This is a genomic window from Kineosporia sp. A_224 (genome assembly GCF_002198655.1).
GTDB lineage: Bacteria > Actinomycetota > Actinomycetes > Actinomycetales > Kineosporiaceae > R-H-3.
Window position 1 is genome coordinate 1 of sequence record NZ_MWLN01000039.1, and the last position, 26,558, is coordinate 26,558.

The 26,558-nt window shown below is 74.7% G+C and carries 20 protein-coding genes; 7 read left to right on the top strand and 13 right to left on the bottom strand.

The genetic code is table 11. The annotated features are described in order from the left end of the window. Both EDJALFJO_RS02675 and EDJALFJO_RS02680 read left to right on the top strand, forming a co-directional pair. A partial coding sequence (locus EDJALFJO_RS02675) for a GNAT family N-acetyltransferase (protein WP_088281951.1) occupies positions 1-994 on the top strand: 994 nt, incomplete at its 5' end. A gap of 59 nt (positions 995-1,053) precedes the next feature. After that, positions 1,054-2,019: a GNAT family N-acetyltransferase gene (locus tag EDJALFJO_RS02680; protein WP_143448250.1), complete on the top strand. Its 966-nt coding sequence runs from the start codon at positions 1,054-1,056 to the stop codon at positions 2,017-2,019. On the opposite strand, the gene mnmA is transcribed toward EDJALFJO_RS02680, so the two are convergent. The 6 genes from mnmA to EDJALFJO_RS02710 all read right to left on the bottom strand — a co-directional run bounded on the left by mnmA (position 1,929) and on the right by EDJALFJO_RS02710 (position 7,694). Further along, positions 1,929-3,029: a tRNA 2-thiouridine(34) synthase MnmA gene (gene mnmA / locus EDJALFJO_RS02685; protein WP_088281985.1), complete on the bottom strand. Its 1,101-nt coding sequence runs from the start codon at positions 3,027-3,029 to the stop codon at positions 1,929-1,931. The genes EDJALFJO_RS02680 and mnmA overlap by 91 nt on opposite strands. A 23-nt stretch (positions 3,030-3,052) precedes the next feature. Continuing rightward, positions 3,053-4,204: a cysteine desulfurase family protein gene (locus tag EDJALFJO_RS02690; protein WP_369812485.1), complete on the bottom strand. Its 1,152-nt coding sequence runs from the start codon at positions 4,202-4,204 to the stop codon at positions 3,053-3,055. 116 nt (positions 4,205-4,320) lie between these two features. After that, on the bottom strand, positions 4,321-5,304 hold the full coding sequence (locus EDJALFJO_RS02695; RefSeq protein ID WP_088281957.1) for an electron transfer flavoprotein subunit alpha/FixB family protein: 984 nt from the start codon (positions 5,302-5,304) through the stop codon (positions 4,321-4,323). A gap of 30 nt (positions 5,305-5,334) precedes the next feature. After that, a complete protein-coding gene (locus EDJALFJO_RS02700; RefSeq protein ID WP_088281959.1) occupies positions 5,335-6,126 on the bottom strand; it encodes an electron transfer flavoprotein subunit beta/FixA family protein in 792 nt (263 codons plus the stop codon). A 199-nt stretch (positions 6,127-6,325) separates the two neighbouring features. Further along, positions 6,326-7,111, bottom strand: a complete 786-nt coding sequence (locus EDJALFJO_RS02705; RefSeq protein WP_369812486.1) for an enoyl-CoA hydratase/isomerase family protein — start codon at positions 7,109-7,111, stop codon at positions 6,326-6,328. Positions 7,112-7,241: 130 nt separating this feature from the next. Continuing rightward, positions 7,242-7,694: a hypothetical protein gene (locus tag EDJALFJO_RS02710; protein WP_088281961.1), complete on the bottom strand. Its 453-nt coding sequence runs from the start codon at positions 7,692-7,694 to the stop codon at positions 7,242-7,244. A 77-nt stretch (positions 7,695-7,771) separates the two neighbouring features. Here EDJALFJO_RS02710 and glgX point away from each other — a divergent pair, with 77 nt between their 5' ends. After that, positions 7,772-9,952, top strand: a complete 2,181-nt coding sequence (gene glgX, locus EDJALFJO_RS02715) for a glycogen debranching protein GlgX (RefSeq protein ID WP_088281963.1) — start codon at positions 7,772-7,774, stop codon at positions 9,950-9,952. 6 nt (positions 9,953-9,958) lie between these two features. On the opposite strand, the gene glgP is transcribed toward glgX, so the two are convergent. Continuing rightward, positions 9,959-12,517 carry an alpha-glucan family phosphorylase gene (gene glgP / locus EDJALFJO_RS02720; protein WP_088281965.1) on the bottom strand — a complete coding sequence of 853 codons (2,559 nt, stop codon included), beginning with the start codon at positions 12,515-12,517 and terminating at the stop codon, positions 9,959-9,961. Positions 12,518-12,968: 451 nt separating this feature from the next. Between glgP and EDJALFJO_RS02725 the strand changes: the two genes are divergently transcribed. The 3 genes from EDJALFJO_RS02725 to EDJALFJO_RS02735 are packed head-to-tail and all read left to right on the top strand — an operon-like array spanning position 12,969 to position 18,226. After that, positions 12,969-15,107 (top strand): alpha-1,4-glucan--maltose-1-phosphate maltosyltransferase, encoded by a 2,139-nt coding sequence (locus tag EDJALFJO_RS02725; protein WP_233149645.1) that lies wholly within the window; start codon positions 12,969-12,971, stop codon positions 15,105-15,107. Continuing rightward, entirely contained in the window at positions 15,108-16,808 is a 1,701-nt protein-coding gene (treS, locus tag EDJALFJO_RS02730) for a maltose alpha-D-glucosyltransferase (protein WP_088281969.1), read from the top strand. Next, the gene (locus tag EDJALFJO_RS02735; protein WP_088281971.1) at positions 16,805-18,226 is read left to right on the top strand and encodes an aminoglycoside phosphotransferase; all 1,422 of its coding nucleotides are present in this window, start codon (positions 16,805-16,807) and stop codon (positions 18,224-18,226) included. The genes treS and EDJALFJO_RS02735 overlap by 4 nt, the downstream gene beginning before the upstream one ends. Positions 18,227-18,305: 79 nt before the next feature. Here the strand turns inward: EDJALFJO_RS02735 and EDJALFJO_RS02740 are convergent, their stop codons facing one another. From EDJALFJO_RS02740 to EDJALFJO_RS34800, 6 genes are all read right to left on the bottom strand, one after another. Continuing rightward, complete coding sequence (locus EDJALFJO_RS02740) at positions 18,306-18,665, bottom strand: hypothetical protein (RefSeq protein WP_088281973.1); 360 nt, start codon at positions 18,663-18,665, stop codon at positions 18,306-18,308. Then, positions 18,662-19,549 (bottom strand): hypothetical protein, encoded by an 888-nt coding sequence (locus EDJALFJO_RS02745; protein WP_088281975.1) that lies wholly within the window; start codon positions 19,547-19,549, stop codon positions 18,662-18,664. Before EDJALFJO_RS02745 ends, EDJALFJO_RS02740 begins: the two co-directional genes overlap by 4 nt. Positions 19,550-19,661: 112 nt before the next feature. After that, entirely contained in the window at positions 19,662-21,014 is a 1,353-nt protein-coding gene (locus tag EDJALFJO_RS02750) for a cell wall metabolism sensor histidine kinase WalK (protein ID WP_088281977.1), read from the bottom strand. Then, positions 21,014-21,730 (bottom strand): response regulator transcription factor, encoded by a 717-nt coding sequence (locus EDJALFJO_RS02755; RefSeq protein ID WP_088281979.1) that lies wholly within the window; start codon positions 21,728-21,730, stop codon positions 21,014-21,016. The genes EDJALFJO_RS02750 and EDJALFJO_RS02755 overlap by 1 nt, the downstream gene beginning before the upstream one ends. A gap of 47 nt (positions 21,731-21,777) precedes the next feature. Beyond that, positions 21,778-22,749: an isopenicillin N synthase family oxygenase gene (locus EDJALFJO_RS02760; protein ID WP_088281981.1), complete on the bottom strand. Its 972-nt coding sequence runs from the start codon at positions 22,747-22,749 to the stop codon at positions 21,778-21,780. 84 nt (positions 22,750-22,833) lie between these two features. Then, positions 22,834-23,637 carry a hypothetical protein gene (locus tag EDJALFJO_RS34800; protein ID WP_198949943.1) on the bottom strand — a complete coding sequence of 268 codons (804 nt, stop codon included), beginning with the start codon at positions 23,635-23,637 and terminating at the stop codon, positions 22,834-22,836. 477 nt (positions 23,638-24,114) lie between these two features. Between EDJALFJO_RS34800 and glgB the strand changes: the two genes are divergently transcribed. Then, complete coding sequence (gene glgB / locus EDJALFJO_RS02765; protein ID WP_198949944.1) at positions 24,115-26,259, top strand: 1,4-alpha-glucan branching protein GlgB; 2,145 nt, start codon at positions 24,115-24,117, stop codon at positions 26,257-26,259. The last annotated feature ends 299 nt before the right edge of the window (positions 26,260-26,558 follow it).

Here is a 26,558-nt window from a genome sequence, read left to right on the forward strand (position 1 = left end):
CCCCGCGCCGTTCACGACCCGCCCCCTCGACCTCGCCGACGACGCGGACGCCGGCGCCGTCCGCGACGTCGTCCGGGCGTTCGACGCCGCGTACGTCCGGCACCCGAGCGACCCGCCGGAGGCCGCGCTGGAGTACCTGCGCGGCGTCGTCGAGGACGGCGGCCCTGCGGTCGCGGTCGAGGAGCCGGGCACGGCGGACGGCCCGGCCGGGCGGGTCGTGGCCCTCGCCGCGCTGGAGGTCAGCGACCGCGCCGAGGACGGCACCAAGGACCCGGAGCTCTTCGTCGAGGTGTTCGTCCGCCCCGACCGGGCCGGGCTGCTCGAGACCGACCTGCTCGGCTGGGGCCTGCGCGGCGCACGTTCCTGGCTCGCGGCCGACGGCCGGGCCGCCGTGCGGGTCGAGACCGGCGTCGAGCGCGAGGACGAGGCCCTCGGCGCGGCCGCCCGCCACCACGGGTTCACCCGGGAGCGCACCTTCTGGCGGATGGAGCGCGCCCTCGGCGCGGCCACTGCGGAGCCGCCCGCCGCTCCCCCGGGCGTCGTCGTCCGGCCGGCGCAGGCGCAGGCCGACCACGAGGTCGCGCACCGCCTGCGGGAGGCCTCGTTCGTCGAGCACTGGGGGCACCGGCCGCGGACCTTCGACGAGTGGTGGACCCGGCTGACCCGCTCGGTCGGGGCCGACCTGCGCCAGTGGTGGATCGCCGACCTCGACGGCGAGCCCGTCGGGTTCTGCATCGGGGAGACCCGCGGCGTCGACGGCGACGCCGGCGGCTACGTCCGCTCGCTCGGGGTGCTGCCGGCGGCACGCGGCCGCGGCGTCGCCCGGCACCTGCTACGGGTCGCATTCGCCGAGCACACCCGCCGCGGCTGGGCCTGGAGCCAGCTCACCGTCGACTCCGAGAACAGCACCGGCGCGACGGACCTCTACCGCTCCGTCGGCATGGAGCCGGTCGAGGTCATCGACGCGTACGCCACCCGGGTCGTGCGCGGGTGACGGGCGCGGGCCGGCCGCCGGCGCTGCCTGCCGGGTACACCGCCCGGACGCCGCACCCCGTGACGGACGCCGAAGCGCTGCGCGCCGTCCTGGTCGGGTTCGCCGCGTCGTACGGGGCACCGCACTCCCAGCCTCCCGAGCAGGTGCTGGCCCGGCTCGGCACCACGGCGGCGGACGGCGGCGGCACCGTCCTGGTGGAGCGCACGGACGGCGGGACGGCGGAGCCGGCCGCCGTGGCGTGGGTCGAGGTCCGGGACGTCGCGCACGGCACCGACCGGGAGCCGACGCTGGGCCTCGACGTCCGGGTGGCGCCGGCGCACACCGGGCTGCTCGAGGCGGCACTCGTCACCTGGTGCCTCGACCGCGCACGGGACTGGCGGGCGGCCGACGGCAGGCCGGCCGTCCGGGTCGAGACCGACCCGCACCGCGAGGCGCTCCCGACGACCGCGGCCCTGGCCGCTGCCGGCCTCACCCACGACCGCACCTACTGGCGGATGGAGCGCCCGCTCACCGCCGGCGACCCGGGCGCGCAGACCGCGGCACCGGCAGGCGTCGTCGTGCGCCGGGTCGCCGACGACGCCGGACGACGGCTCGTGCACCGGCTGTGGCTCACCTCGTTCGCCGACCACCACGGCTTCGAGCCGCTGGACTTCGACGAGTGGTGGACCCGGTGGGAGCGCCGCGGCGGCACCGACCTCACGCAGTGGTGGGTCGCCGACCTCGACGGCGAGCCGGTCGGGCACTGCATCGGGGACGCCCGCCTCGCCGACCTGGGCGGCGGCTACGTGCGCTCTCTCGGCGTCGACCCTGCGGCGCGCGGCCGTGGCGTCGCCCGGCACCTGCTCGGGCTCGCGTTCGCCGAGCACGTCCGGCGCGACTGGACCTTCACCCAGCTCTTCGTCGACGCCGGCAACGAGACCGGGGCGACGCAGCTCTACCGCTCGGTCGGGATGGTGCCGGTCGAGGTCAAGGACGAGTACGCCGTCCGGATCGTCGCCGAGCCGACGACCCGCGTGCCGTCGTAGAGCGCGAGCGTCTGGCCCGGCGCCACCCCGGAGAGCGGCCGCCCGAGCCGGACGACGACCGCACCGTCGAGCGACGTCACGACGCACGGCACCTCGTCGCCGTGGGCCCGCACCTGCGCGCCGAGCCGCTGCCCGACGACCGGCGCCGGCCCGCACCACGTCGCGCCGCCCGCGACGACCTCGTCGACGTCGAGCGCGGCGCGCGGACCGACGGTCACGGTGTTCGAGACCGGCTCGACCGAGAGCACGTAGCGCGGCTTCCCGTCCGGGGCGGGCCGGCCGAGGCGCAGCCCGTGCCGCTGCCCGACCGTGTACGCGAAGGCGCCCTCGTGCTCGCCGACGACCGCGCCGTCGGCGTCGACGACCGGCCCCGGCCGGACGCCGAGCCGCGCACCGAGCCAGGCCTTCGTGTCGCCGTCCGCGACGAAGCAGATGTCGTGCGAGTCGGGCTTGTCGGCGACGAGCAGACCGCGACGGGCCGCCTCGGCGCGGACGTCGTCCTTCACCGTGTCGCCGAGCGGGAAGAGCGCGTGCGCGAGCCGCTCCGGGGGCAGCACGGCGAGCACGTAGGACTGGTCCTTGCCCGGGTCGACGGCGCGGTGCAGGGCCGGCGCGCCACCGGCGGCACCGTCCGCCTCGATCCGCGCGTAGTGCCCGGTGCAGACGGCGTCGAAGCCGAGCGCGAGCGCCTTGTCGAGGAGCGCGGAGAACTTGATCCGCTCGTTGCAGCGCACGCACGGGTTCGGGGTGCGCCCGGCGGCGTACTCGGCGACGAAGTCGTCGACGACGTCCGCCTCGAACCGCTCGGAGAGGTCCCACACGTAGAACGGGATCCCCAGGACGTCGGCGGCCCGGCGGGCGTCGTCGGCGTCCTCGACGGTGCAGCAGCCGCGGGCGCCGGTGCGCTGCGTCGCGGGCTCGCGGGCGAGCGCGAGGTGCACGCCGACGACCTCGTGACCGGCCTCGACGGCCCGGGCGGCGGCCACGGCGGAGTCGACGCCGCCGCTCATCGCGGCGAGCACGCGCACGGCCGTCACGCCCGCGCCCGGGCGGACGACAGCCCGGCCCGGCGGGCGCGCTGGACGACGGGCCCGATCGCGTCGGCGAGGGCCGCGACGTCGTCCGCGGTCGACGACCAGCCGAGCGAGAAGCGCAGGGCGCCCCGCGCGTCGTGGAGCGGCACGCCCATCGCGAGGAGCACGTGGCTCGGCTTGGGGACGCCGGCCTGGCAGGCGGAGCCGACCGAGCACTCGACGCCGCGCGCGTCGAGCAGGTAGAGCAGCGAGTCGCCCTCGCAGCCGGGGAAGGTGAAGTGGGCGTTGCCGGGCAGCCGGCCCGCCGGGTCCGGGTCGCCGCGCAGCACGGCGTCCGGCACCGCGTCGAGGACGGCGGCGACGAGGTCGTCCCGCAGGTCCGCGACGCGCACGGCCTCGGCCTCCCGGCCGGCGACGGCCCGCGCGGCGGCGACGGACAGCGCCCGGACGGCGGGGGCGTCGATCGTCCCGGAGCGCGCGCCGCGCTCCTGGCCACCGCCGTGGAGCACCGGGGTGAGGTCGAGGCCGCGCCGGGCGACGAGGGCGCCGGCACCGACGGGGCCGCCGACCTTGTGCCCGCTCACGGTGAGGCAGTCGACGCCGGACGCCGCGAAGTCGACGGGCAGCCAGCCGACCGCCTGGACGGCGTCGGTGTGCACCGGGACACCGTGCTCGCGGGCCACCCCGGCGACCTCGGCGACCGGCTGCACCGTGCCGACCTCGTTGTTGGCCCACATGACACTGACGAGCGCGACGTCGTCCGCCCGCGCGGCGAGCACCGACCGCAGCGCGTCGACGTCGACCCGGCCGACGGCGTCCACGGGCAGGTAGACCGCCTCGGCGCCCTCGTGCTCGACGAGCCACTCGACGGGGTCGAGGACGGCGTGGTGCTCGACGGCCGTCGTCACGACGACCGGACGGCGCCGGGCCGTCTGCCGGGCCCAGTACAGGCCCTTGACGGCGAGGTTGTCGGCCTCGGTCCCGCCCGCGGTGAGGACGACCTCGCTCGGGCTGGAGCCGAGCGCCGCGGCGAGCCGCTCGCGGGCCTCCTCGACGGTGCGGCGGGCCCGCCGCCCGCTCGTGTGCAGCGAGGAGGCGTTGCCCGGGCTCGCGAGCTCGTCGACCAGCGCCGCGAGCGCCTCCGGACGCATCGGCGTGGTCGCCGCGTGGTCCAGGTAGGCGGTCACGACGGGTGAGTCTAGTTCGGGTGCGCGAACGGGGCCGGTCCGCGGTGGACCGGCCCCGTTCGCCGCGTTCCCGGCCGTGCTCAGCCCTTGCGCTTGGTGACCTCGTCGGTCGCCTGCGGGAGGACGGCGAACAGGTCGCCGACGACGCCGAAGTCGGCGAGCTCGAAGATCGGCGCCTCCGGGTCCTTGTTGATCGCGACGATCGTCTTCGAGGTCTGCATCCCGGCCCGGTGCTGGATCGCGCCGGAGATGCCGCACGCGACGTACAGCTGCGGGGAGACCTGCTTGCCGGTCTGCCCGACCTGGTTCGAGTGCGGGTACCAGCCCGAGTCCACCGCAGCGCGGCTCGCGCCGACGGCGGCACCGAGGGAGTCCGCGAACGCCTCGACCTTGCTGAAGTCGCCGTTCGTGCCACGCCCGCCGGAGACGACGATCGCGGCCTCGGTGAGGTCCGGGCGGCCCGACTTGGCCTTCGCCTTGCGCTCGACGACCTTGACCGCCTTCGCGAGGTCCGAGAGCTCGACGGCGACCGCGGTCGCCTCCGGCACGCTCCCGCCGGCCCCTGCACCGACAGCCTGCGGCTCGACCGCGTTCGGCTTCACCGTGACGACCGGCAGCCCCTTGGTCACCGTCGCGTCGACGGCGAACCCGCCCGCGAACGCGGCCTGGGTCGTCGCGACCCCGCCGCCCTCGCCCGCACGGACGTCGATCGCGTCCGTGATGAGCCCGGAGTCGAGCTTGAGCGCGAGCCGGGCCGCGACCTCCTTGCCCTCCGCGCTGCTCGGGATGAGCACCGCGGCGAGCGCCGAGGCGCCACCGGCGGCCTCGACCACGGCCGCGAGGGCCTCGGCCTTGGCGAGCACGAGGTAGTCGTTCACCGCGGCGTCCACCGTGTAGACGGCCGTCGCGCCGAACTCGGCGAGCGCGCCCGCGGCGTTCTCGTAGCCGTTGCCGACGAACACCGCTGCCGGCTCACCGAGCCGGGCCGCCAGCGTCAGCAGCTCGCTCGTCGTCTTGCGCACCGCTCCGTCGACGTGGTCGACGAGCACCAGAACCTGCGCCATCTCAGATCTCTCCTTCGTCCCAGGCTCTCGTCAGACCAGCTTGGCGCCGGCGAGGAACTCCACCAGCTTCGCGCCGCCGTCACCCTCGTCCGTCACGACCGTGCCGGCCGCGCGCGGCGGGCGCTGCGTGACCCCGGCGACCGACGTCCAGGCCGCGCCCAGGCCGACCTCGCCGGCGCCGACGCCCAGGTCGGCGAGCGACAGGGTCGTCACGGGCTTCTTCTTCGCCGCCATGATCCCCTTGAACGACGGGTACCGCGGCTCGTTGATCTGGTCGGTCACGCTGACCAGCGCCGGCAGCGCGGACTCCACGACCTCGGTGAAGGCGTCGCCGTCCCGCTCGATGACGACCTTCGCGCCCGGCCCGTCACCCTCGATCGACAGCGAGCCCGCGAACGTCACCTGCGGCAGCCCGAGGCGGTCCGCGACGAGCGCCGGCACGACGCTCATGCCCGCGTCCGTGGACGCCATCCCGGTGATGACCACGTCGTACTCGAGCGTCGCGATCGCCTTCGCGAGCACGAGCGACGTCGCGAACGCGTCCGACCCGTGCAGCGCGTCGTCCACGACGTGGACCCCGGCGTCGGCACCCATCTGCAGCGACTTGCGCACCGCGTCGCTCGCGCCGTCCGGACCGACCGTCACGACCGTGACCGTCGACCCGTCGTGCGCCTCCGACAGCTTGAGCGCCTCCTCGACCGCGTACTCGTCGAGCTCCGACAGCAGCCCGTCGACCCCGGCCCGGTCCACCGTGCCGTCACCGGCGAACCGACGGTCGCCCTGGGCGTCCGGCACGTGCTTCACACAGACGACGATCTTCATGCTCCTGCCCGACCTCCTGGCTCAACGGCCGCCTGGCGGCGGACCGACGTCTCGTCACGGCGGACCGGCGTCCGCGCAGACCTGACCATTGTTACCGACGAGTAGCTCTCGCTTCGACCCGAACGCTGTGACCCACGGCACGCACCCACCCGTTCGGTGCAGGCCTCCCCCGCCACCGCGGGACCGGACCCCCAGTGTCTCAGCGCCCTTCGAACACGGCCTTCCCGGGACCGCTCTCGACGAACGACGTCATGCCGATCTCCCGGTCGCGGGTCGCGAAGAGCCCGGCGAACTGCTGCCGCTCGATCTCGAGGCCGGTGACGAGGTCGACGTCGAGCCCGTGGTCGATCGCCTCCTTCGCGGCCCGCAGCGCGAACGCCGGCCCGCCGACGTAGCGGGCGACCCGGGCCCGGGCCGCGGCGTACACGTCGCCGTCCGGGACGACCTCGTCGGCGAGGCCGATCGCGAGCGCCTCGACGGCCTCGACGAAGCGGCCGGAGAAGATGAGGTCCTTGGCGCGGGCCGGACCGACGAGCCGGGACAGCCGCTGGGTGCCGCCGGCGCCGGGGATGATCCCGAGGAGGATCTCCGGCTGGCCGAGCTTCGCCGACTCCCCCACGACCCGGAAGTCGCAGCACAGCGCGAGCTCGCAGCCGCCGCCGAGGGCGTAGCCGGTGATCGCCGCCACGGTCGGCTTGGGGATCCGGGCGACCGCGGTGAACGACGACTGCAGCGCGCCCGAGCGCTCGACCATGTCGGTGTACGACATGGCCTGCATCTCCTTGATGTCGGCCCCGGCCGCGAAGACCCGCTCGCCGCCGTAGACGACGACCGCGGCGATCCCGGCGTCCGCGCTCGCGAGCCCGGCGGCGGTGCGGATCTCCTCCTGCATCGCCGCGTCGAGCGCGTTCATCTTGGGCCGGTCGAGCCGGATCGTCCCGATGCCGCCGTCGACCTCCAGCCGGACGAGGTCACCCGCCCACACGGTCGACGGGCCCTGCTCCGAACCCTGGTCGCTCACAGCCTCGTCGCTCACAGCATCCGTCCGTCCGTCTCGCGTCGTCGCGGTCCCGGCGAGCCTACCGACGGCCGCCGTCAGCACCGTGCGAGGTAGGTCACTCCCCGGTCGTGCCGGTCATCTCCCGCAGCGTCGCGTGCCAGGTCTGGACCGAACCGAGGACGGCGTCGATCGTCGCGCCGAGCAGCGAGCGCAGGTCGAGCCCCTCGCTGACGACGAGGTCGACGGCGACGACGAGCCGACCGTCGTGGACGGTGGTCTTCACGAGGTTCAGCGCCCCCGTGACGGCGTTCGCGGCGCGCAGCCGGTCGAGCTCGTCGCCGGGCACGTCGTCCCCGACGAGCCACTGCCCGAAGACGCGCATGAGCGGCGGCTGTGTGTCGATGCAGCGCACGAAGACCTGCTGGCCCTGGGCCTTGAACGCGACGTCGCCGTCCTCGTCGATCGACGGGCGGAAGCCCTCGTCGAGGAGCGCGTCGAGCACGCGGCCGCGCAGCGGGTGCTCGTCCATGGGCGGCGGGAAGCTGGGCAGGGACGTCGGGTCGCTCACGCCGTCCAACCTATCGCCGACACGCGTGGCGGCGACGCGGCGGCGCAGTCGTCGGGGCGTTCCGGCAGACTGCGCACGTGCCGACGCCACACGCCCGCCTCCACCGCCTCGGGGTCCACCCCAGGGACGGCGGCGTCGACGTGGCCGTCGTCGCCCTCCACGCGGAGGCGGTCGACCTGTGCCTCGTCGACCGCTCCGACGCAGGTCCCGGCGCCCCGCCCGCGGTCGCCGAGCGCCGGGTGCCGCTGCGCGGGACGACGCACGGCGTGTGGCACGCGTTCGTCCCCGACGTCCCCGTCGGTACCCGGTACGGCCTGCGCGCGCACGGCCGCTGGGAGCCCGCGCGCGGCCACCGGCACAACCCCGCCAAGCTGCTGCTCGACCCGTACGCCCGCGCGGTCGACGGCCCCCTGCGGCTCGTGCCGGAGCTCTTCGGCCACACCGTCGGCGCGACGCTCGAGGGCGAGCCGGACGTCGCGGACACGCGCGACTCCGCGCCGTACGCGCCGCTCGGCGTCGTCGGCCCGCACCCCTTCGACTGGGGCGACGACGCCCCGCCCGGAGTGCACTGGGCCGACACCGTCGTCTACGAGGCGCACGTCCGCGGGCTGACCCGGCGGCTGCCCGGCGTCCCCGAGCACCTGCGCGGCACCTACGCGGGCCTCGCGCACCCGGCGACCGTCGAGCACCTGCGCTCGCTCGGGGTGACGACGCTCGAGCTGCTGCCCGTGCACGCGATCGGTGACGAGCCGCAGCTCGCCCGGCGCGGCCTGACGAACTACTGGGGCTACTCGACGCTCGGCTTCTTCGCCCCGCACCCCGGCTACGCCGCCGCGAAGGACCCGCTCGACGTCGTCGACGAGTTCAAGGGCATGGTCCGCCTGCTCCACGAGGCGGGCATCGAGGTCGTCCTCGATGTCGTCTACAACCACACGTGCGAGGCCGGCAACGACGGTCCGAGCCTGTCGTTCCGCGGCCTCGACCACGCGACGTACTACCGGCTCGACGGGCACGGGGCGCACGTCGACTCCACCGGGTGCGGCAACAGCCTCGACTTCCGGGAGCCGCGCGTCGTCCAGCTCACGCTGGACTCGCTGCGGTACTGGCTCCAGGAGATGCACGTCGACGGCTTCCGGTTCGACCTCGCGACGACGCTCGCGCGCGGGCGCGAGGGCTACGACCCGGACCACCCCTTCCTCGTCGCCGCGCGGGCCGACCCGGTCATCGGGGCGGCCAAGCTCATCGCGGAGCCGTGGGACGTCGGCCCGCACGGCTGGCGGACCGGCCAGTTCCCGCCGCCCTTCGCGGAGTGGAACGACCGCTTCCGGGACAGCGTCCGCGACTTCTGGCTCACGGGCGGGCGGCGCGTGGCCCAGGGCCAGTCCGGCGGCGGCGTCCGCGACCTCGCGACCCGGCTCGCCGGTTCGGCGGACGTCTTCTCGGCGGCGCGCGGGCCGCTGGCGTCGCTGAACTTCGTCACCGCCCACGACGGCTTCACGCTGCACGACGCGACGGCCTACGACGTCAAGCACAACCTCGGCAACGGCGAGGACGACCGGGACGGCGCGTCCGACAACCGGTCGTGGAACCACGGCGTCGAGGGCCCGGCCGACGACCCCGGGGTCCTCGCCGCCCGGCGGCGGACGGCCCGCAACCTGCTCGGCACGCTGCTGCTCGCCACGGGCGTGCCGATGATCGTGGCCGGCGACGAGCTCGGCCGGACCCAGGGCGGCAACAACAACCCGTACTGCCAGGACAACGAGATCTCCTGGGTCGACTGGGAGCTCACCGACGCGCAGCAGGACCTGCTCGCGACGACCCGGCACCTGCTCGCGCTGCGCCGCGAGTACCCGGTGCTGCGCCAGGACCGGTTCTTCGCCGGGCGTCCGGTGCACGCCTGGGGCACCAAGGACCTCGCGTGGTTCGCCGCGGACGGCACCGAGATGGAGCACGAGCGCTGGCACGACCCCGACCAGCGCGTGCTCCTCATGTACCTGCACGCCGTCGTCCCCGACGGCTTCGGCGAGCACACCGACGGCTCCCTGGTCGTCGTCGTCCAGGGCGCCCCCGAGCCGGTCGACGTCGTCCTGCCCGGCCGGCCCTGGGCCCGTCGCTACCGGCTCCTGTGGGACAGCGCGACCGAGCGCCCGCAGCCCCCGGCCGAGCAGGGCGCGGAGGTCCCCGGCGGCAGCACGGTCACCGTCGGCGCGACCTCGATGCGGGTCTACGCCTCGCACCGCCACCTGCGGCAGGGCTGACGGCGGTCAGCCCGCGTTCGTCACCAGGCCCAGCTCGGCCGGGCCGGCGAGCAGGTCGGTGCGCGGGAGCACCCGGACCGTGTAGCCGAACGCTCCGGTGCGGCGCAGCGTGAGCGTGCCGTCGAAGCGGTGCCGGCCGGCCTCGTAGGTCTCGGCGTGCCGCAGGGTCGCGGTCACGGTGTCGACGAGGGTGTCGGACGGCGTCACCCGGCCGTGCACGACCTGGACCTCGACGTCGTCCGGCGTGAGCTCGCCGAGCGAGACGAAGGCGCGGACGACGACCTCGTCGCCGACCTGCGGGCTGTCGCTCACGCCGTCCGACTCCACGTGGTCGACCCGGACCGCGGGCCAGTGCCGCCGGACCCGCGACGTGAAGCCGGCGAGCGCCTTCGCGGCGTCGGGGGTCATGGCGCGTGCGGCGTCCGCCGCGGGCACGTAGAGCCGGGTCACGTAGTCGGCGACCATCCGGCTGGCGAGCACCTTCGGGCCGAGCGAGGCGAGCGTGTGCCGGACCATCTCGAGCCAGCGGGTCGGCATGCCGCGGTCGTCGCGGTCGTAGAACCGCGGCGCGACCGAGCCTTCGATGATGTCGTAGAGCGCGGCGGCCTCGAGGTCGTCGCGGTGCTCCGGGTCGTCGACGCCGTCGGCGGTCGGGATCGCCCAGCCGTTCTCGCCGTCGTACCACTCGTCCCACCAGCCGTCGAGGATCGACAGGTTGAGGCCGCCGTTGAGCGCGGACTTCATCCCCGACGTCCCGCAGGCCTCGAACGGGCGCAGCGGGTTGTTGAGCCAGACGTCGCAGCCCGGGTAGAGCGACTGCGCCATCGCGATGTCGTAGTTCGGGAGGAAGGCGATCCGGTGCCGCACGGCCGGGTCGTCGGCGAAGCGGACCATCTGCTGGATGAGCCGCTTGCCGTGGTCGTCCGCGGGGTGCGACTTGCCGGCGATGACGAGCTGGACCGGCCGGTCCGGGTGCAGCAGCAGACGGCGCAGCCGTTCGGGGTCGCGGAGCATGAGCGTGAGCCGCTTGTACGTCGGCACCCGGCGGGCGAAGCCGATCGTCAGGACGTCGGGGTCGAGCACGTGGTCCACCCAGCCGAGCTCGGCCGGGCTCGCCCCGCGCCGCAGCCACGAGGATCGCACGCGCGACCGCGCCTCCTCGACGAGCGAGGAGCGCAGCTGCCGCCGCACCGACCAGATCTCCTCGTCGGGCACCTGGTCGACGCCCTCCCAGCCGCGCGCGTCCTGGGTGATCTGCGGCCCGATGAACTTCTCGCCGAGCTCGACGACCCGCCGGTCGACCCACGTCGGGGCGTGGACGCCGTTGGTGATCGAGGCGATCGGCACCTCGGCCGGGTCGAAGCCCGGCCACAGGCCGTCGAACATCTCGCGGCTCACGACGCCGTGCAGCCGGCTCACGCCGTTCGCCCGCTGCGCGAGCCGCAGGCCCATGACCGCCATGTTGAACACGCCGGCGTCACCGCCGGGGTAGTCCTCGGCGCCGAGCGCGAGGATCCGGTCGACGGGCACGCCCGGCACCGCGTTGTCGCCGCCGAAGAAGATCTCCATCTGGTCGCGGCCGAAGCGGTCGATGCCGGCGGGCACCGGGGTGTGGGTCGTGAAGACGGTGCCCGCGCGCACGGCCTCGATGGCCTCGTCGAAGGTCAGCCCGGACCCGACGAGCTCGCGGATCCGCTCCAGGCCGAGGAAGCCCGCGTGCCCCTCGTTCGTGTGGTAGACCTCCGGGGCCGCGGCGCCGGTGAGCCGCTGCCACACTCGCAGAGCGCGGATGCCGCCGATGCCCAGGAGCATCTCCTGCTGCAGCCGGTGCTCCCCGCCGCCGCCGTACAGCCGGTCGGTGATGCCCCGGGCGGCCTCGTCGTTCTCCTCCACGTTCGAGTCGAGCAGCAGCAGCGGCACCCGGCCGACCTGCGCCTTCCACACGTGCGCCGTGAGCACCCGGCCGCCCGGCAGCCCCACGGTGACGTGGCACGGGCTGCCGTCCGCCTCGCGCAGCAGCGCGAGCGGCAGCTCGTCCGGGTCCAGCACGGGGTAGGTCTCGGTCTGCCAGCCCTCGCGGGACAGCGACTGCTCGAAGTAGCCGTGCCGGTAGAGCAGGCCGACGCCGACGACCGGGACGCCGAGGTCGCTCGCGGACTTCAGGTGGTCCCCGGCGAGGATGCCGAGCCCGCCGGAGTACTGCGGCAGGACGGCGGTGATCCCGAACTCGGGCGAGAAGTAGGCGACGGACGACGGCATGCCGTCGCCGAGGCGCTGGTACCAGCGCGGCTCGGTGAGGTACGTCTGGAGGTCGTCCGCGGCGGCGGCGACCCGGGCGACGAACTGCGGGTCGGCGGCGAGGGCGTCGAGTTCCTCCGGCGAGAGCGCCCCGAGCAGCGCGACCGGGTCGTGCTCCGAGGCCTCCCACTGCTGCGGGTCGAGCGAGGCGAAGAGGTCGCACGTCGGCGGGTGCCAGGACCAGCGCAGGTTGCTCGCGAGGTCCCCGAGCGCGGCGACGGGCGCGGGGAGCACGGTACGGACGGTGAAGCGACGGATGGCTCTCACGGCACGCAGCGTACGGGAGGTGACGCTTGCGAACGCAGCGCGACGAGCCCGCCGGAGCCGCCCCGGGAGCACCCTGCGGCCCCCCTCGGACTCGCTGTCTGTAAGCGTTTGCCCACACCTCAGGACCCGGTACGTTTCGGGACGGTGACGGTGCGCATCGAGAGCCCCCGAACGGCCCTGCCCTGAGGGCACTCGACCGCAATCCGTGACTGTCAGTATCGAAGACTTCGACGGAACGTAAGACGCTGTCGTCCGACCTCTCCACCACGACCATCCCGGTCCCGGCGCCACCGCGTCGGGCACCTCGTCCGAGCGGTGTCAAGACTCCGCCCGGGCGACAGGTGAAGTTCCGGCCCGGACGTGTCGAGAGTTTCCGGCGACGGCCCCGACGGCCGCAGGACGACGCGCGGGTGCGGCTGCACCCCGCCGACAGCAGTGGTGAGGTTGAGACATGACCGAGGCAGTAGCGAGCATGCAAGGGACGGCCGCTCCCGTCGTGGGCACGTCGGGCACCGCAGCACCGTCGCCCGCGACCGCACCGGCACCGGCCGCGTCCCCGGTCCGCCCGACCGCGCCCGGCGCGCCGGTCGTCGGCCGGATCCCCGTGCTCGCGGTCACGCCCGTCGTGGACGGCGGCCGCTGGCCGGCCAAGGCCGTCGTCGGCGAGCCGGTCCCCATCGAGGGGACGGTCTTCCGCGAGGGCCACGACGCGGTCGCCGCGACGGCGGTCCTCGTCGACCCGGACGGCACCGAGGCGGCCCGCGTGCGGATGGTGCCGCTGGCGCCGGGCACCGACCGCTGGGGCGCGACCGTCGTCCCCGACCGGCAGGGCGTCTGGACGTTCCGCGTCGAGGGCTGGAGCGACCCGTACGCCACGTGGGAGCACAACGCCGTCATCAAGGTCGCCGCCGAGCAGGACGTCGAGCTCATGCTCGAGGAGGGCGCCCGCGTCCTCGAGCGGGCGCTCGACGAGGCCGGCCCGGCGCTCGGTGACGCCCGCGTCCTGCGGGACGCCATCACGGCGCTGCGCGACACGGACCGCCCGGCACAGGCCCGGCTCGCCGCCGGCACCTCCCCCGAGGTGGAGCTCGCGCTGACCCGCAGCCCGCTGCGCGACCTCGTGTCGCCGTCCGCGACCTACACGCTGCGCGTCGAGCGGCGGCTCGCGCTGTTCTCCTCCTGGTACGAGCTGTTCCCCCGCTCCGAGGGTGCCCGCTTCGACGAGGAGACCCAGACCTGGCACTCGGGCACCTTCCGCGAGGCCGAGGCCCGGCTGCCCGTCATCGCCTCGATGGGCTTCGACATCGTCTACCTGCCGCCGATCCACCCGGTCGGCCGGGTCAACCGCAAGGGCCCGAACAACACCCTGAACCCCGGCCCGCAGGACCCTGGCGTCCCGTGGGCCATCGGCTCCGACGAGGGCGGGCACGACGCCGTCCACCCGGACCTCGGCACGATCGACGACTTCGACCACTTCGTCGCGACCGCGCGGGAGAACGGGCTCGAGGTCGCACTCGACCTCGCCCTCCAGTGCGCGCCGGACCACCCGTGGGCCCGCGAGCACCCCGAGTGGTTCACGACCCGCGCCGACGGCTCGATCGCCTACGCCGAGAACCCGCCGAAGAAGTACCAGGACATCTTCCCGCTGAACTTCGACAACGACCCGGTGGGCATCCGCGAGGAGATCCTGCGGGTCGTCGAGTACTGGATCTCGCACGGCGTCGAGGTGTTCCGGGTCGACAACCCGCACACCAAGCCCGTCGAGTTCTGGGAGTGGCTCATCGGGATCGTCAACGACCGGCACCCGGACGTCATGTTCCTCGCCGAGGCCTTCACCCGGCCCGCGATGATGCACACGCTCGGCAAGATCGGCTTCCAGCAGTCGTACACGTACTTCACGTGGCGGACGTCGAAGACCGAGATCGCCGAGTACGTCGAGGAGCTCCAGGGCGAGTCCGCGGCGTACATGCGGCCGAACTTCTGGCCGAACACCCCGGACATCCTCCACGAGTTCCTCCAGTACGGCGGGCCGGCCGCGTTCAAGCTGCGCGCCGTCCTCGCCTCGACCCTGTCGCCCTGCTGGGGCATGTACTCGGGCTACGAGCTGTGCGAGCACGTCGCCGTCCGGCACGGCAGCGAGGAGTACCTCGACAGCGAGAAGTACCAGTACCGCCCGCGGGACTGGGCGAGCTACGAGCACGGCGGCGCCAACGAGGGCCGCTCGATCGCGGGCTACGTCACGCGGCTCAACCAGGCCCGGCGCGACCACCCGGCCCTGCAGCAGCTGCGCGGGACGACGTTCCACCACGCCGAGGACGACCACACGCTCGTCTACTCCCGCCGGCTCACCGCCGACGTCTCGCCGAACGGGCGCGAGGACTGCCTCGTCGTCGTCGTCAACCTCGACCCGCACGGCGCCCGCGAGACGACGGTGAAGATCGACATGCCGGCGCTCGGGATGGACTACGGCGACACGTTCACGGTCCACGACCTCATGACCGGCGACACGTTCCGCTGGGGCGAGTACAACTACGTGAGGCTGGACCCGCACATCCAGCCCGCCCACGTGTTCCACCTCAGGAGGATCTAGGTGCAGGGCTTGGAGCTGACCGGGCCGGGGCTCAAGAACGACCCCAACTGGTATCGCAAGGCCGTCTTCTACGAGGTGCTCGTCCGCGCCTTCGCCGACTCCAACGGGTCGGGCTCGGGTGACTTCACCGGGCTCATCTCGAAGCTGGACTACATCCAGTGGCTCGGCGTCGACTGCATCTGGGTGCCGCCGTTCTACGCCTCGCCGCTCAAGGACGGCGGCTACGACATCAGCGACTACTGCGCGGTGCTCCCGGAGTTCGGCACGCTGCCGGACTTCCAGGAGCTCGTCACGCAGGCGCACGCGCGGGGCCTGCGGGTCATCACCGACCTCGCGGTGAACCACACCAGCGACCAGCACCCGTGGTTCCAGGCCAGCCGCAGCGACCCCGACGGGCCGTACGGCGACTTCTACGTGTGGTCCGACACCGACGAGCGGTACGCCGACGCGCGGATCATCTTCGTCGACACCGAGACGAGCAACTGGACGTTCGACCCGGTGCGCCGCCAGTACTACTGGCACCGGTTCTTCGGCCACCAGCCGGACCTCAACTTCGAGAACCCGGACGTGCAGGACGCGATCCTCGACGTCATCACGTTCTGGATGGACCTCGGCATCGACGGCATCCGGCTCGACGCGATCCCCTACCTCTTCGAGGAGGAGGGGACGAACTGCGAGAACCTGCCGCAGACGCACGACTTCATCCGCCGGGTCCGCCGCCTCGTCGACGACAAGTACCCGGGGCGGATCCTGCTCGCCGAGGCCAACCAGTGGCCCAAGGACGTCGTCGAGTACTTCGGCTCCGAGACCGAGCCGGAGTGCCACATGGCGTTCCACTTCCCCGTCATGCCGCGGATCTACTACGCGCTGCGCGAGGAGAAGGCGGCCCCGATCGTCGACATCCTCCGCGAGACCCCGCAGATCCCCGCCGGCGCCCAGTGGGGCACGTTCCTGCGCAACCACGACGAGCTGACCCTCGAGATGGTGACGACCGAGGAACGCGCCGCGATGTACGGCTGGTACGCGCCGGACGCCCGGATGCGCGCCAACGTCGGCATCCGGCGGCGGCTCGCCACGCTGCTCGACAACAGCCGCGCCGAGCTCGAGCTCATCAACGCCCTCCTGCTCTCGCTGCCGGGCAGCCCGTACATGTACTACGGCGACGAGATCGGCATGGGCGACAACATCTGGCTCGCCGACCGGGACGCCGTCCGCACGCCCATGCAGTGGACGCCGGACCGCAACGCCGGCTTCTCGACGGCCGACCCCGGCAAGCTGTACCTGCCGGTCGTCCAGTCGCTCGCGAACCACTACGCCGCGGTCAACGTCGAGGCCCAGCTCGCGACGTCCGCGTCGCTCCTGCACTGGACCCGGGCGATGCTCGGCGTCCGTCGCCGGCACCCGGTCTTCGGGCTCGGCGAGTTCGTGCCGGTCGAGGCGGACAACCCGCACGTCCTGGCGTTCCTGCGGGTGCTCGGCGACGACGTCCCCGGCGAGGGCCCCGAGACCGTGCTCTGCGTGAACAACCTCTCCGGATCCCCGCAGGGCACCCGGCTGTCGCTGCCGGAGCACGCCGGCAGCGTCGTCACCGACATCTTCGGCGGCACCGGCTTCGAGGCGGTCCCGGCGGACGGCGTGCTGCCGGTCACGCTCGGCTCGCGGGACTTCTTCTGGCTCACTCTGGGCACCGCCACGGCGTGAGCACGCGACACGGGCAGGACGCCGACCCGGCGGAGCTCGCCGGGGTCCTCGCGGCATGGATGCCGCAGCAACGCTGGTTCGCGGCCAAGGGGGACGGCGCACCCGTCGTCCCCCGGCCGGTCGGCCGGGCCGTCCTCGGTGAGGGCATGACCGTGGAGCTCGTCGAGGTCGCGTCCGCGGACGGCTCGGCGACGCTCTACCAGGTGCCGCTGTCGCTGCGCGCGGTCGAGGACCCCGCCCTCGAGGCGGCGCTCGTCGGGCGGATCGGCGGCGGCGACCCTGCCGGCTCCGACGGCCTGTGGGTCTACGACGGGCTGCGCGACCCGGCCCTCGTGCGCGCCTGGCTGCGGCTGCTCGCGGACGGCGGGACGGCCACCGGTGCGGACGGCACCGTCGTGCACGGTGTCCGGCAGCCCGGCGGCGCGCCGCTCGACCCGGACGCCCCCGCGAAGGTCCTCGCCGGGGAGCAGTCGAACACCTCGGTCGTCGTCGACGCGGGCGGACCGGCCCCCGCGATCGTCAAGCTGTTCCGGGTGCTCGCACCCGGCGAGAACCCGGACGTCGTCGTCCAGTCGGCGCTCGCCGCCGCGGGCTGCGAGCGGGTGCCGCGGCCGGTCGGCCGGCTCGAGGGCACCTGGTGGGCCACGGACGGCGGGGCACCGGTCCACGGGCACCTCGCGTTCGCGTCGGAGTTCCTCGCGGGCAGCGAGGACGCGTGGCGGGTCGCCTGCCGCGCCGTCGACGCGGGCGCCGGCTTCGAGGAGGAGGCGCGCGCACTCGGCGGCGCGACCGCCGAGGTGCACACCACCCTCGCGGAGGTGCTCCCGACCCGGCCGGCGACGCCCGAGCTGCTCACCGGTCTCGCCGACGGGCTCCGGGCCAGGGTCGACTGGGCGGTCGCCCAGGCGCCGGACCTCGCGCCGTACGCGGCCGCCGCCCGGGCCGCGGTGGACGGCGTCCGGCAGGCCCGTTCCGGGCTCGTCCTCCAGCAGGTGCACGGGGACTACCACCTGGGCCAGGTGCTGCACTCCCCCGGCCGCGGCTGGGTGCTGCTCGACTTCGAGGGCGAGCCGCTGCGGCCGCTCGCCGAGAGGCTCGCCCCCGACCTCGCGCTGCGCGACGTCGCCGGGATGCTCCGGTCGTTCGACTACGCCGCGCGGCACGCCACCGTCGCGCTCCCCGCGGACGACCCGCGGGTGGCCGCGGCGACCGCCTGGGCGCAGGGCTGCCGGACCGCCTTCCTCGACGGGTACGGCACGGTGACCGGCCACGACCCGCGCGAGGACGCCGCCCTGCTCCTGGCCCTCGAGCTCGACAAGTCGCTCTACGAGGTCGTCTACGAGACACGCAACCGGCCGGCGTGGGTCGCCGTCCCGATGCATGCCGTGAACAGGTTGCTCCCCCTGCACCTCGGCTGAGATCGTTACCGGGTAGGCCCACGACGGTGCAGGGGCGACGCGCCGTGGCCCGGCGCGTCGCCCCTGCCCGTCAGACTGCTCAGTCGTCCGAGGCGACCGCGGCCTCGCCCCGCCCGACGGCGTCCGCCGCGTCCCCGACGAGTGCCTCCACCGCGGCGACCTCGGCCGAGGACGCCACGTCCGGGGCTGGGTCGCCGGCCGGCTTCGTGGCCGGGTCTCCCGCCGGCTTCGTGGCCGGCTTGGTGGCCGGCTTCGCGGCCGCCGGGGTGGTGGCGGCCGACGGGGTGGCGGCCGACGTCGTCGTGCCGGCGTCGTCCCGGGCCCGGTCCCGGTCCCGCAGCCCGCAGCCGGTCAGCCCGGTGACGAGCAGCCCGGCGCCGAGCACGAGCACCGTGCCGCGCACGACCCGGGCGTGCCAGGTCCGCCCGCGGCCGGTCACTTGACGCCGACCGCTGCGACATCGACGCAGATGCCGGCCTGCGCCGCCTCGAGCCGCTCGACCCGCGCGGGCAGGAGCGCCTGCACGTCCTTGCGGACCGCGAGCCGGTTCCTGATCTTCGTCGCCCGCTCCGTGTCCCCGGCGGCATCGGCCTTCGCGGCGAGCGCCTCGAGGTGCGCGACCGACCCGCGCGTCGACGCGTCCGCGCCGAGCCGCTCGCCGAGACGCTGGGACCGCTTCAGCAGGGCCGGGATCCGGTCGCACGTCCGGTCGAGCCGCTGGACCAGGCCGAGGCGCTTGCCGTCGCCGCTGCGCGGCGGGGCGACCGACTGCCAGGGCTCCTGGTCCGCCGCAGCGACCGCGACGTCGACACAGATGCCGTCGCGGGCCGCCTCGAGCCGCGCGACCTTGTCCGGCAGGAGCGCCTGGTAGTCCTCGAGCACCGCGAGCCGGTTCTTGATCCTCGTCGCCCGCTGCGTGTCACCGTCGGCCGCGGCCTTGGCGGCCAGCGCCTCGACGTACGCGATCGACCCCGGCGTCGACGCGTCGGCGGCGAGCCGCTCCCCGAGGCGCTTCGAGCGGGCCAGCACCTCGGGGATCCGGTCGCAGGACCGGTCCCGGCGCTGCACCAGGGTGAGCCGTCGGCCCCGGTCCTTGCCCGGGCCGGAGGTCGCGGCGGGGTCGGCCCCGTCGCCGGTGAACTCGTCGGTCCCGGCAGGGTCCGCCCCGTCGCCCGTGAAGGTGTCCGCCCCGTCGGCGACGAGCACCGCGCCGAGAGCCCCCGTCGGCGCCGCGGACGCCGGCCCTGCGAGGCCCAGTCCCAGACCGAGGACCGCCGACGCCCCCGCAGCGGTGAGCGCGATCCCGAGAACGCGTCCTGCCATGGTGTTCCTCCTTCGTGGGCGCCCCCGTCGGGCGCCGCAGGAGAAACGTCCCGCGCGCGGGTGGCGGCCGGGTCAGGCGATTGTTCGGGCAGTGTTCGGGGTCCGCCGACGGTCAGGCGCGCGGCAGGTACAGCCCGAAGGCGACGCCGCCCTCGGGCGCGGGCAGCGCCTCGGCGAGCCCGCCCATCCGGTGCGTCAGCTCCCCGACGAGGGCGAGGCCGAGCCCGGAGCCGACCGGGCGGCTGCCCCGGTAGCGCTGGGTCAGCCGGCCGCGCTCGAAGGCGACGGCGAGGTCCTCCGGCGCGAGCCCGGGACCGCCGTCGCGCACCTGCACCCGGACGTACTGGCTGCCCGCGCCGTGGACGGCGAGCACGAGCGGCGCGCCGCCGGGCAGCACCCGGATCGCGTTGTCGCACAGTGCGTCCACCGCCTGCCGCAGCCGCTCGCCGTCCGCGAGGACGACGTGCGGGCCGGCGTCCGCCTCGGTCCGCAGCACGACCCCGGCGGCGTCCGCGCGTGGCTGCCAGGCCGTCGCCGCGGCCCGGACGACGGCGAGCGCGTCGACGGGCCCGACCTCGAGCCGGAAGTCGTCAGCCTCGAGCCGGGCCAGCGCGAGCAGGTCGGCGACCCGGCCCTGGAGCCGGCCGGCCTCCTCCCGGACGACCCCGGCGGCGCGGGCAGCCTCCGCGGGCGGCAGGACGCCGTCCGCGAGCGCCTCGGCGTAGCCGGTGACGGCGGTGAGCGGCGTCCGGAGCTCGTGAGAGACGGCGAGGAGGAACTGCCGCTGCCGGTCCTCGCTCGTCGCGAGGGCGGTGGCGAGCCCGTCGAGCGCGCGGGCGACGTCCGCGACCTCCTCCGGCCCCTCGGCCGGCACCCGGACGTCGCGCCGCCCGGCCGACAGCGCCCGGGCGGCCTCCGCGAGCCGGCGCAGCGGCCGGGTCACGGTGCTCGCGAGGGCGAAGCCGGCGAGCACCCCGCCGCCGAGCCCGACGAGGGCGCCGAGCAGCGCCCGGGTGCGCTGCCCGCTCGTGAGCCGGGCCGCGTCGCTCTCCGGCTGGGCGACGAGGAGCACCCGCCCGGCGCCGGCCGGGCGGGCGACGACGAGGTAGCGCCGGCCCGCGACGGTGCGCTCGACGGCGGGCGCGTCGGCCGTGGCCCCGCTGACGTCGGTCGCGGTGAACGGCGCCTTCGGGGTCGCCCCCGGGGCGGCACAGCGGACGACGGCGCCGGAGGCCTTCCGCAGCGTCCGGACCGCTCCCGCGTCCTCGACCGGCGCGCACCCGACGACCCGGCGGCGCAGTGCGAGCCGCTCGGCGACGGTGTCCGCGCGGGACGCGAGCAGCGCGCCCGCCTGCTCGCCGTTCGTGGCCCGGATCGCCCGGACGAGGAGCGTGCCGGTGAGCAGCGCGGTCGCGAGCGCGACGACGGCGACGAGCGCGACGACCCGCGCGGCGAGACTGCGCACTACGGCTCGACCGAGTAGCCGACACCGCGGACCGTGCGGACCTCGACGGCGTCCGCGAGCTTGGCCCGCAGCTGGGCGACGTGGACGTCGACGGTGCGGGTCGGCGTCCCGGCGGGGTAGCCCCAGACGTCGGCGAGCAGCTCCTCGCGCGGGAAGACCCGGCCCGGGCGGCGCATGAGGTGCGCCAGCAGGTCGAACTCGGTCGTCGTCAGGTCGACGGCCGTGCCGTGCGCGGTCGCGCGCCGGGTGTCGGCGTCGAGCACGACCGCGCCCGCGCGCAGCGTCGGACCGTCCCCGGCGGCCGCCGGCGCGGCGTCCGGGGCGTGGCCGTGCCGGCGCAGCACCGCCTTGACCCGGGCGACGAGCTCGCGCGGGCTGAACGGCTTGGTGACGTAGTCGTCCGCGCCGAGCTCGAGGCCGAGCACCCGGTCGACCTCGTCGTCGCGGGCGGTGACGAACAGGACCGGCGTCCAGTCGCCGTCCTGGCGCATCCGACGGCAGACCTCGCTGCCGTCCATGCCGGGCAGGCCGACGTCGAGGACGACGACGCTGGGTCGCCCGCGCCGGACGGCGTCCAGGGCGGTGACGCCGTCCCCGACGACCCGGACGGCGAACCGCTCGCGCTCGAGGTAGGTGCGGATCAGGTCGGCGATCGCCGGCTCGTCCTCGACGACGAGCACGCTCGGGGGCGGCTGACCGGGTTCCACGTCGACCATGGTGCCGTGCCCGGGCCCCCGGTCAGGTGAACGGCGTGTCAGCGTCGTCAGCCGACCGAGATCGCCCGGTACTTCTCCTCGAGGTAGTCGGCGGCGACGACCGGCTCGTGCACCCGCACGCCGACCGGCGGCGGCACCGACTCCACGACGGCGCCCGGGTCGCACTCGGCGAACCAGACGAGCGAGACGAGGTCCTCCTCGGCGGCGTGCGGCTGCGGCGGCAGCACCCGGTGCCGGGCGGAGAGCCAGCGGTCGCCGGTCCAGCGGGAGAGCAGGTCCCCGACGTTGACCGTCAGGGCGCCCGGCACGAACGGCGCGTCGACCCACTCGCCGTCCGTCGTGAAGACCTGCAGGCCTCCGGCTCCCGGCTCGCGGTCCAGCAGCGTGAAGGTCCCGAAGTCGGTGTGCGGGCCGATCCGGAACTGGCCCTCGGCGGGCTCCCCCACGACCGTCATCGGCGGGTAGTGGTTGGCGTTGAACGTGTACGTGGGGTGCCGGGTGTGCGGCACGAAGAAGTCCTCCGGCAGGCCGAGGGCGACCGCGGCGACGGCGAGCAGGTCGTCGGCGAGCGCGCGCATGACCGCGCCGTACGCGGCGAACAGCCGCTGGACGTCCGGCATCTCGCCGGGCCAGGGGTTCGGCTGGAACCAGCGGGCGTCGAGCGCGGCGTCCCCGGTCGGGGTGTCCGCGCCGTAGCTCAGCGACTCCTTGAGGTCCGGCGGCGTCGGCGTCCCCTCGCTGTAGCCGTTCGCCTCGACGCCCGGCGGCAGCCAGCCGCGACCGTCGACGCCCGCGGCGTACCGCCGCTTGACGTCGTCCGGGAGGGCGAAGAACTCCCGGGCGACGGCCCGGACGGCGGCCGTGAGCTCCGCCGGGACGCCGTGCCCGGTGACGAGGACGAACCCGGAGCGGCGCAGGGCGGCGTCGAGGGCACCGGCGACCGAGGCCCGGTCTGCCGGGGTGCCGTCACGCCACGGGCCGAGGTCGAGGACGGGGATGGGGACGTCGGAGGCGCTCATGTGCCGGAGGCTAGGCGCTGCCTGCCGCGCGCGGGAAGGGCCGTGGTGCGCGTCACGGCCGGCCCGGCGGCCGGGGGCCCGGGGCTAGCGGTCGAAGATGTCGACACGCACGCGCGGGGCCAGCCCCTCGAGCAGGGCCCGCTCCGCCGGCGCGAGGCCGCACTCGATGAGCCGCACGTCGCGCAGGCGGGGCCTGGTCACCAGGTCCCCGACCCCGAGCACGGTCGGCGCGTGGCCGATCCACAAGGTGCCCAGCGCATCACCACCGATCGCCGAGAGGTCCATCGGTCCGTGCGGCCGGGAGGGCCTGCGGGACAGGAGCTTCACCTGCTCGAGGCGGGCCAGCCCGCGCAGCGGGGTGCTGTCCCGCACCGCCACACCGACACTGCGCAGTGTCACGAGCGCATGACACTCCTCGACACCGGCCAGGCTCGCCTCCTGCCGTCGTCCCTCGAGGTCGACGGTGAGCAACGACGAGGCGCCGCGCAGCCACTCGAGGTCGTCACCGCCGAACCGGCCCACCCGCAGCCACTCGAGCGCCGGTGCGAGACGGGCGACGTCCAGCGCCGGGCGGAAGTTGACGTACAACCGCCGGAGTGCGGGGTTCACGACGTCCGGGACGGTGCGCCGGTTCGTCACGAGCGTGAGCTCCTGCAGCCCCTCCACGGCGAACGCCGCGCCGTCGTCCCGGACCCTGCCCTCGAACTCGAACCCGGTCAGGCCCGGGATCGAGGTCACGAAGTCCAGGTCCGGCACGGTGACCCCGGCGGGCACGCGCATCGAGAGCTTGCGACAGCCCCGTGCGGCGAACTCGCGCGCCGCGTCCGCCGACCACGGGCCGTCGTCGCCGGGCTCCCACACCATGGTCCCGGGCTGGGGAAACCACATCGCCGCTCCTCAGGGCTCCGTCCGCCGTCGCGCAGCCTACGACCCGGTGAGCCGGCGTCCCGGCGAGCTGATCCGGTTGGCGAGCGCCCCCAGACCCACTCGGCGAACGCGCCACAGACGGCCCCGCACGCCGGATGCCGGCGGCGCGCCGCCCTCGTCGTGCCAGGGTCATTGGCGCGGCGGTCCCGGAGGCGAAAGACTGCCGGTATGCCCGACGAGCCCCGCGCTGCAGACGCCCCCACGACCGACCCGGCCGCACCCGCCGGGGCGAACGGCACCGCGCCGGCGACGGACGTCGCGACCGACCGTGCGCCGGGCGGTTCCGGCCCCGGCCGGCCGATCGGGGCCGACGAGCCGGCCGAGATCACCCCGCCCGCGCCCGACGACGGGGCCGCGCACACCCCGGCCGGCGGCATCCCGCGGATCACGCCGAACCGCGCCGCCGCCGCGAGCGCCGCCCCCGTCGACCCGGACCAGATGTCCCGCGTCGCGACGGGCTCGCACCACAGCCCGCACTCGGTGCTCGGGGCGCACCCGCACGACGGGCACGTGACTGTGCGGACGCTGCGCCCGTTCGCGGCGTCCGTGGCCGTCGTCCTGCCCGACGCCTCCGTCGTGCCGATGGCGCACGAGTGGGACGGCGTCTGGACCGCCGTCCTGCCGACCGCACAGGTCAGCGACTACCGGATCGACGTCGAGTACGACGGCGTCGGCACGACCCGGGTCGACGACCCGTACCGCTACCTGCCGACGCTCGGCGAGATGGACCAGTACCTCATCGGCGAGGGCCGGCACGAGAACCTCTGGGAGGTGCTCGGCGCGCACGTCCGGCACTACCCGGGCGGGATGGGCGACGTCACCGGCACGTCCTTCGCCGTGTGGGCGCCGAACGCGCAGGCCGTGCGCGTCGTCGGCGACTTCAACCACTGGGTGGGCCGCGGCCACGCGATGCGCAGCCTCGGGTCGATCGGCGTCTGGGAGCTCTTCGTGCCGGACATCGGCGCGGGCACCCGGTACAAGTTCGAGATCCTCGGCAAGGACGGCTACTGGCGGCAGAAGGCCGACCCGATGGCGTTCGGCACCGAGGTCCCGCCGTCCACCGCGAGCGTCGTCACCGTCTCGGACTACACCTGGCAGGACGACGCCTGGATGACCGCGCGCGCGTCGCGCGACCCGCTCAACGGCCCGATGAGCGTCTACGAGGTGCACCTCGGCTCGTGGCGGCAGGGCCTGTCGTACCGCGAGCTCGCCGACCAGCTCACCGGCTACCTCAGCGACCTCGGCTTCACCCACGTCGAGCTCATGCCGGTCGCCGAGCACCCGTTCGGCGGCTCGTGGGGCTACCAGGTCACGTCGTACTACGCGCCGACGTCGCGGTTCGGCCACCCCGACGACTTCCGCTACCTCGTCGACCGGCTGCACCAGGCCGGGATCGGCGTCATCGTCGACTGGGTGCCCGCGCACTTCCCCAAGGACGAGTGGGCACTGGCGAAGTTCGACGGCGAGGCGCTCTACGAGTACGGCGACCCGCGCAAGGGCGACCACCCCGAGTGGGGCACCCACGTCTTCAACTTCGGCCGCACCGAGGTCCGCAACTTCCTCGTCGCGAACGCGCTCTACTGGCTCGAGGAGTTCCACATCGACGGCCTGCGGGTCGACGCCGTCGCCTCGATGCTCTACCTCGACTACTCGCGCAAGGACGGCGAGTGGGTGCCGAACATCTACGGCGGCCGTGAGCACCTCGAGGCGGTGAGCTTCCTCCAGGAGACGAACGCGACGGCGTACAAGCGCGTCCCCGGGATCGTGACGATCGCCGAGGAGTCGACGGCGTGGCCGGGTGTCACGCGGCCCACCCACCTCGGCGGCCTCGGGTTCGGCATGAAGTGGAACATGGGCTGGATGCACGACTCCCTGCAGTACATGAGCAAGGAGCCGATCCACCGGCAGTACCACCACCACCAGATGACGTTCTCGCTCGTGTACGCCTTCACCGAGAACTTCGTGCTGCCCATCAGCCACGACGAGGTCGTCCACGGCAAGGGCTCGCTCCTGCGCAAGATGCCCGGCGACCGCTGGCAGCAGCTCGCGAACGTGCGCGCCTACCTCGCCTTCATGTGGGCGCACCCGGGCAAGCAGCTGATCTTCATGGGCAACGAGCTCGGGCAGGAGGCCGAGTGGGCCGAGTCCCGCAGCCTCGACTGGTGGCTCGAGGAGACGCCCTGGCACGCCGGGCTCCAGCAGCTCGTCCGCGACCTCAACTCCCGGTACTCGCAGAACCCGCAGCTCTGGGAGGTCGACAACGACGGCGCCGGCTTCGAGTGGATCGACGCGAACGACGCACCGCACAACACGTTCTCGTTCCTCCGCAAGGACTCCGCCGGCAACCCGCTCGTCTGCATCGTCAACTTCTCCGCGGTGCCGGACGAGAACTACCGCGTCGGGCTGCCCTCGGGCGGGCGCTGGCGTGAGCTGCTCAACACCGACGCCGAGCAGTACGGCGGGTCGGGCGTCGGCAACCTCGGGGCGGTCGAGGCGACGGTCGAGGAGTGGCACGGGCGGCCGGCGTCCGCCGTCCTGCGAGTGCCGCCGCTCGGGGCGGTGTGGCTCGTGCCTGACGCCTGATCCTTCTTTCTCTGCGCTCTTCTCGGCTGTGGTCGGGGCGGAGGGCGGGGGTCGCGCGGGCTGGTCTGGCGGCGGCGTTGTCGTCAGGCACCCGGGAGATACGGTCCCGGGGGCGCGACGCGGGCTCGGGGCGTACACGCCGGGTGCCTGAAGCACCGCGGTGACGCCGCGGCTCGGCGCCCGCTGCCTTCGGCTGCTCGTGCTCGGGGTGGGTACCGGAGACCGGCTGCGGGAGCGGTGGTTCCGGTACCCGGCGCGAGCATGAGCGGGGTGGGCGGCCAGGGGTGGCGGGTCAGCGG

Excerpts from the sequence above, each read along its gene's own strand:
- EDJALFJO_RS02755 (WP_088281979.1), bottom strand. The coding sequence starts at position 21,730 with ATGGTCGACGTGGAACCCGGTCAGCCGCCCCCGAGCGTGCTCGTCGTC.
- glgB (WP_198949944.1), top strand. The coding sequence starts at position 24,115 with ATGTCCCGCGTCGCGACGGGCTCGCACCACAGCCCGCACTCGGTGCTC.
- EDJALFJO_RS02760 (WP_088281981.1), bottom strand. The coding sequence starts at position 22,749 with ATGAGCGCCTCCGACGTCCCCATCCCCGTCCTCGACCTCGGCCCGTGG.
- EDJALFJO_RS02695 (WP_088281957.1), bottom strand. The coding sequence starts at position 5,304 with ATGGCGCAGGTTCTGGTGCTCGTCGACCACGTCGACGGAGCGGTGCGC.
- mnmA (WP_088281985.1), bottom strand. The coding sequence starts at position 3,029 with ATGAGCGGCGGCGTCGACTCCGCCGTGGCCGCCGCCCGGGCCGTCGAG.
- EDJALFJO_RS34800 (WP_198949943.1), bottom strand. The coding sequence starts at position 23,637 with ATGTGGTTTCCCCAGCCCGGGACCATGGTGTGGGAGCCCGGCGACGAC.
- EDJALFJO_RS02725 (WP_233149645.1), top strand. The coding sequence starts at position 12,969 with ATGACCGAGGCAGTAGCGAGCATGCAAGGGACGGCCGCTCCCGTCGTG.
- EDJALFJO_RS02745 (WP_088281975.1), bottom strand. The coding sequence starts at position 19,549 with ATGGCAGGACGCGTTCTCGGGATCGCGCTCACCGCTGCGGGGGCGTCG.
- EDJALFJO_RS02700 (WP_088281959.1), bottom strand. The coding sequence starts at position 6,126 with ATGAAGATCGTCGTCTGTGTGAAGCACGTGCCGGACGCCCAGGGCGAC.
- EDJALFJO_RS02690 (WP_369812485.1), bottom strand. The coding sequence starts at position 4,204 with ATGCGTCCGGAGGCGCTCGCGGCGCTGGTCGACGAGCTCGCGAGCCCG.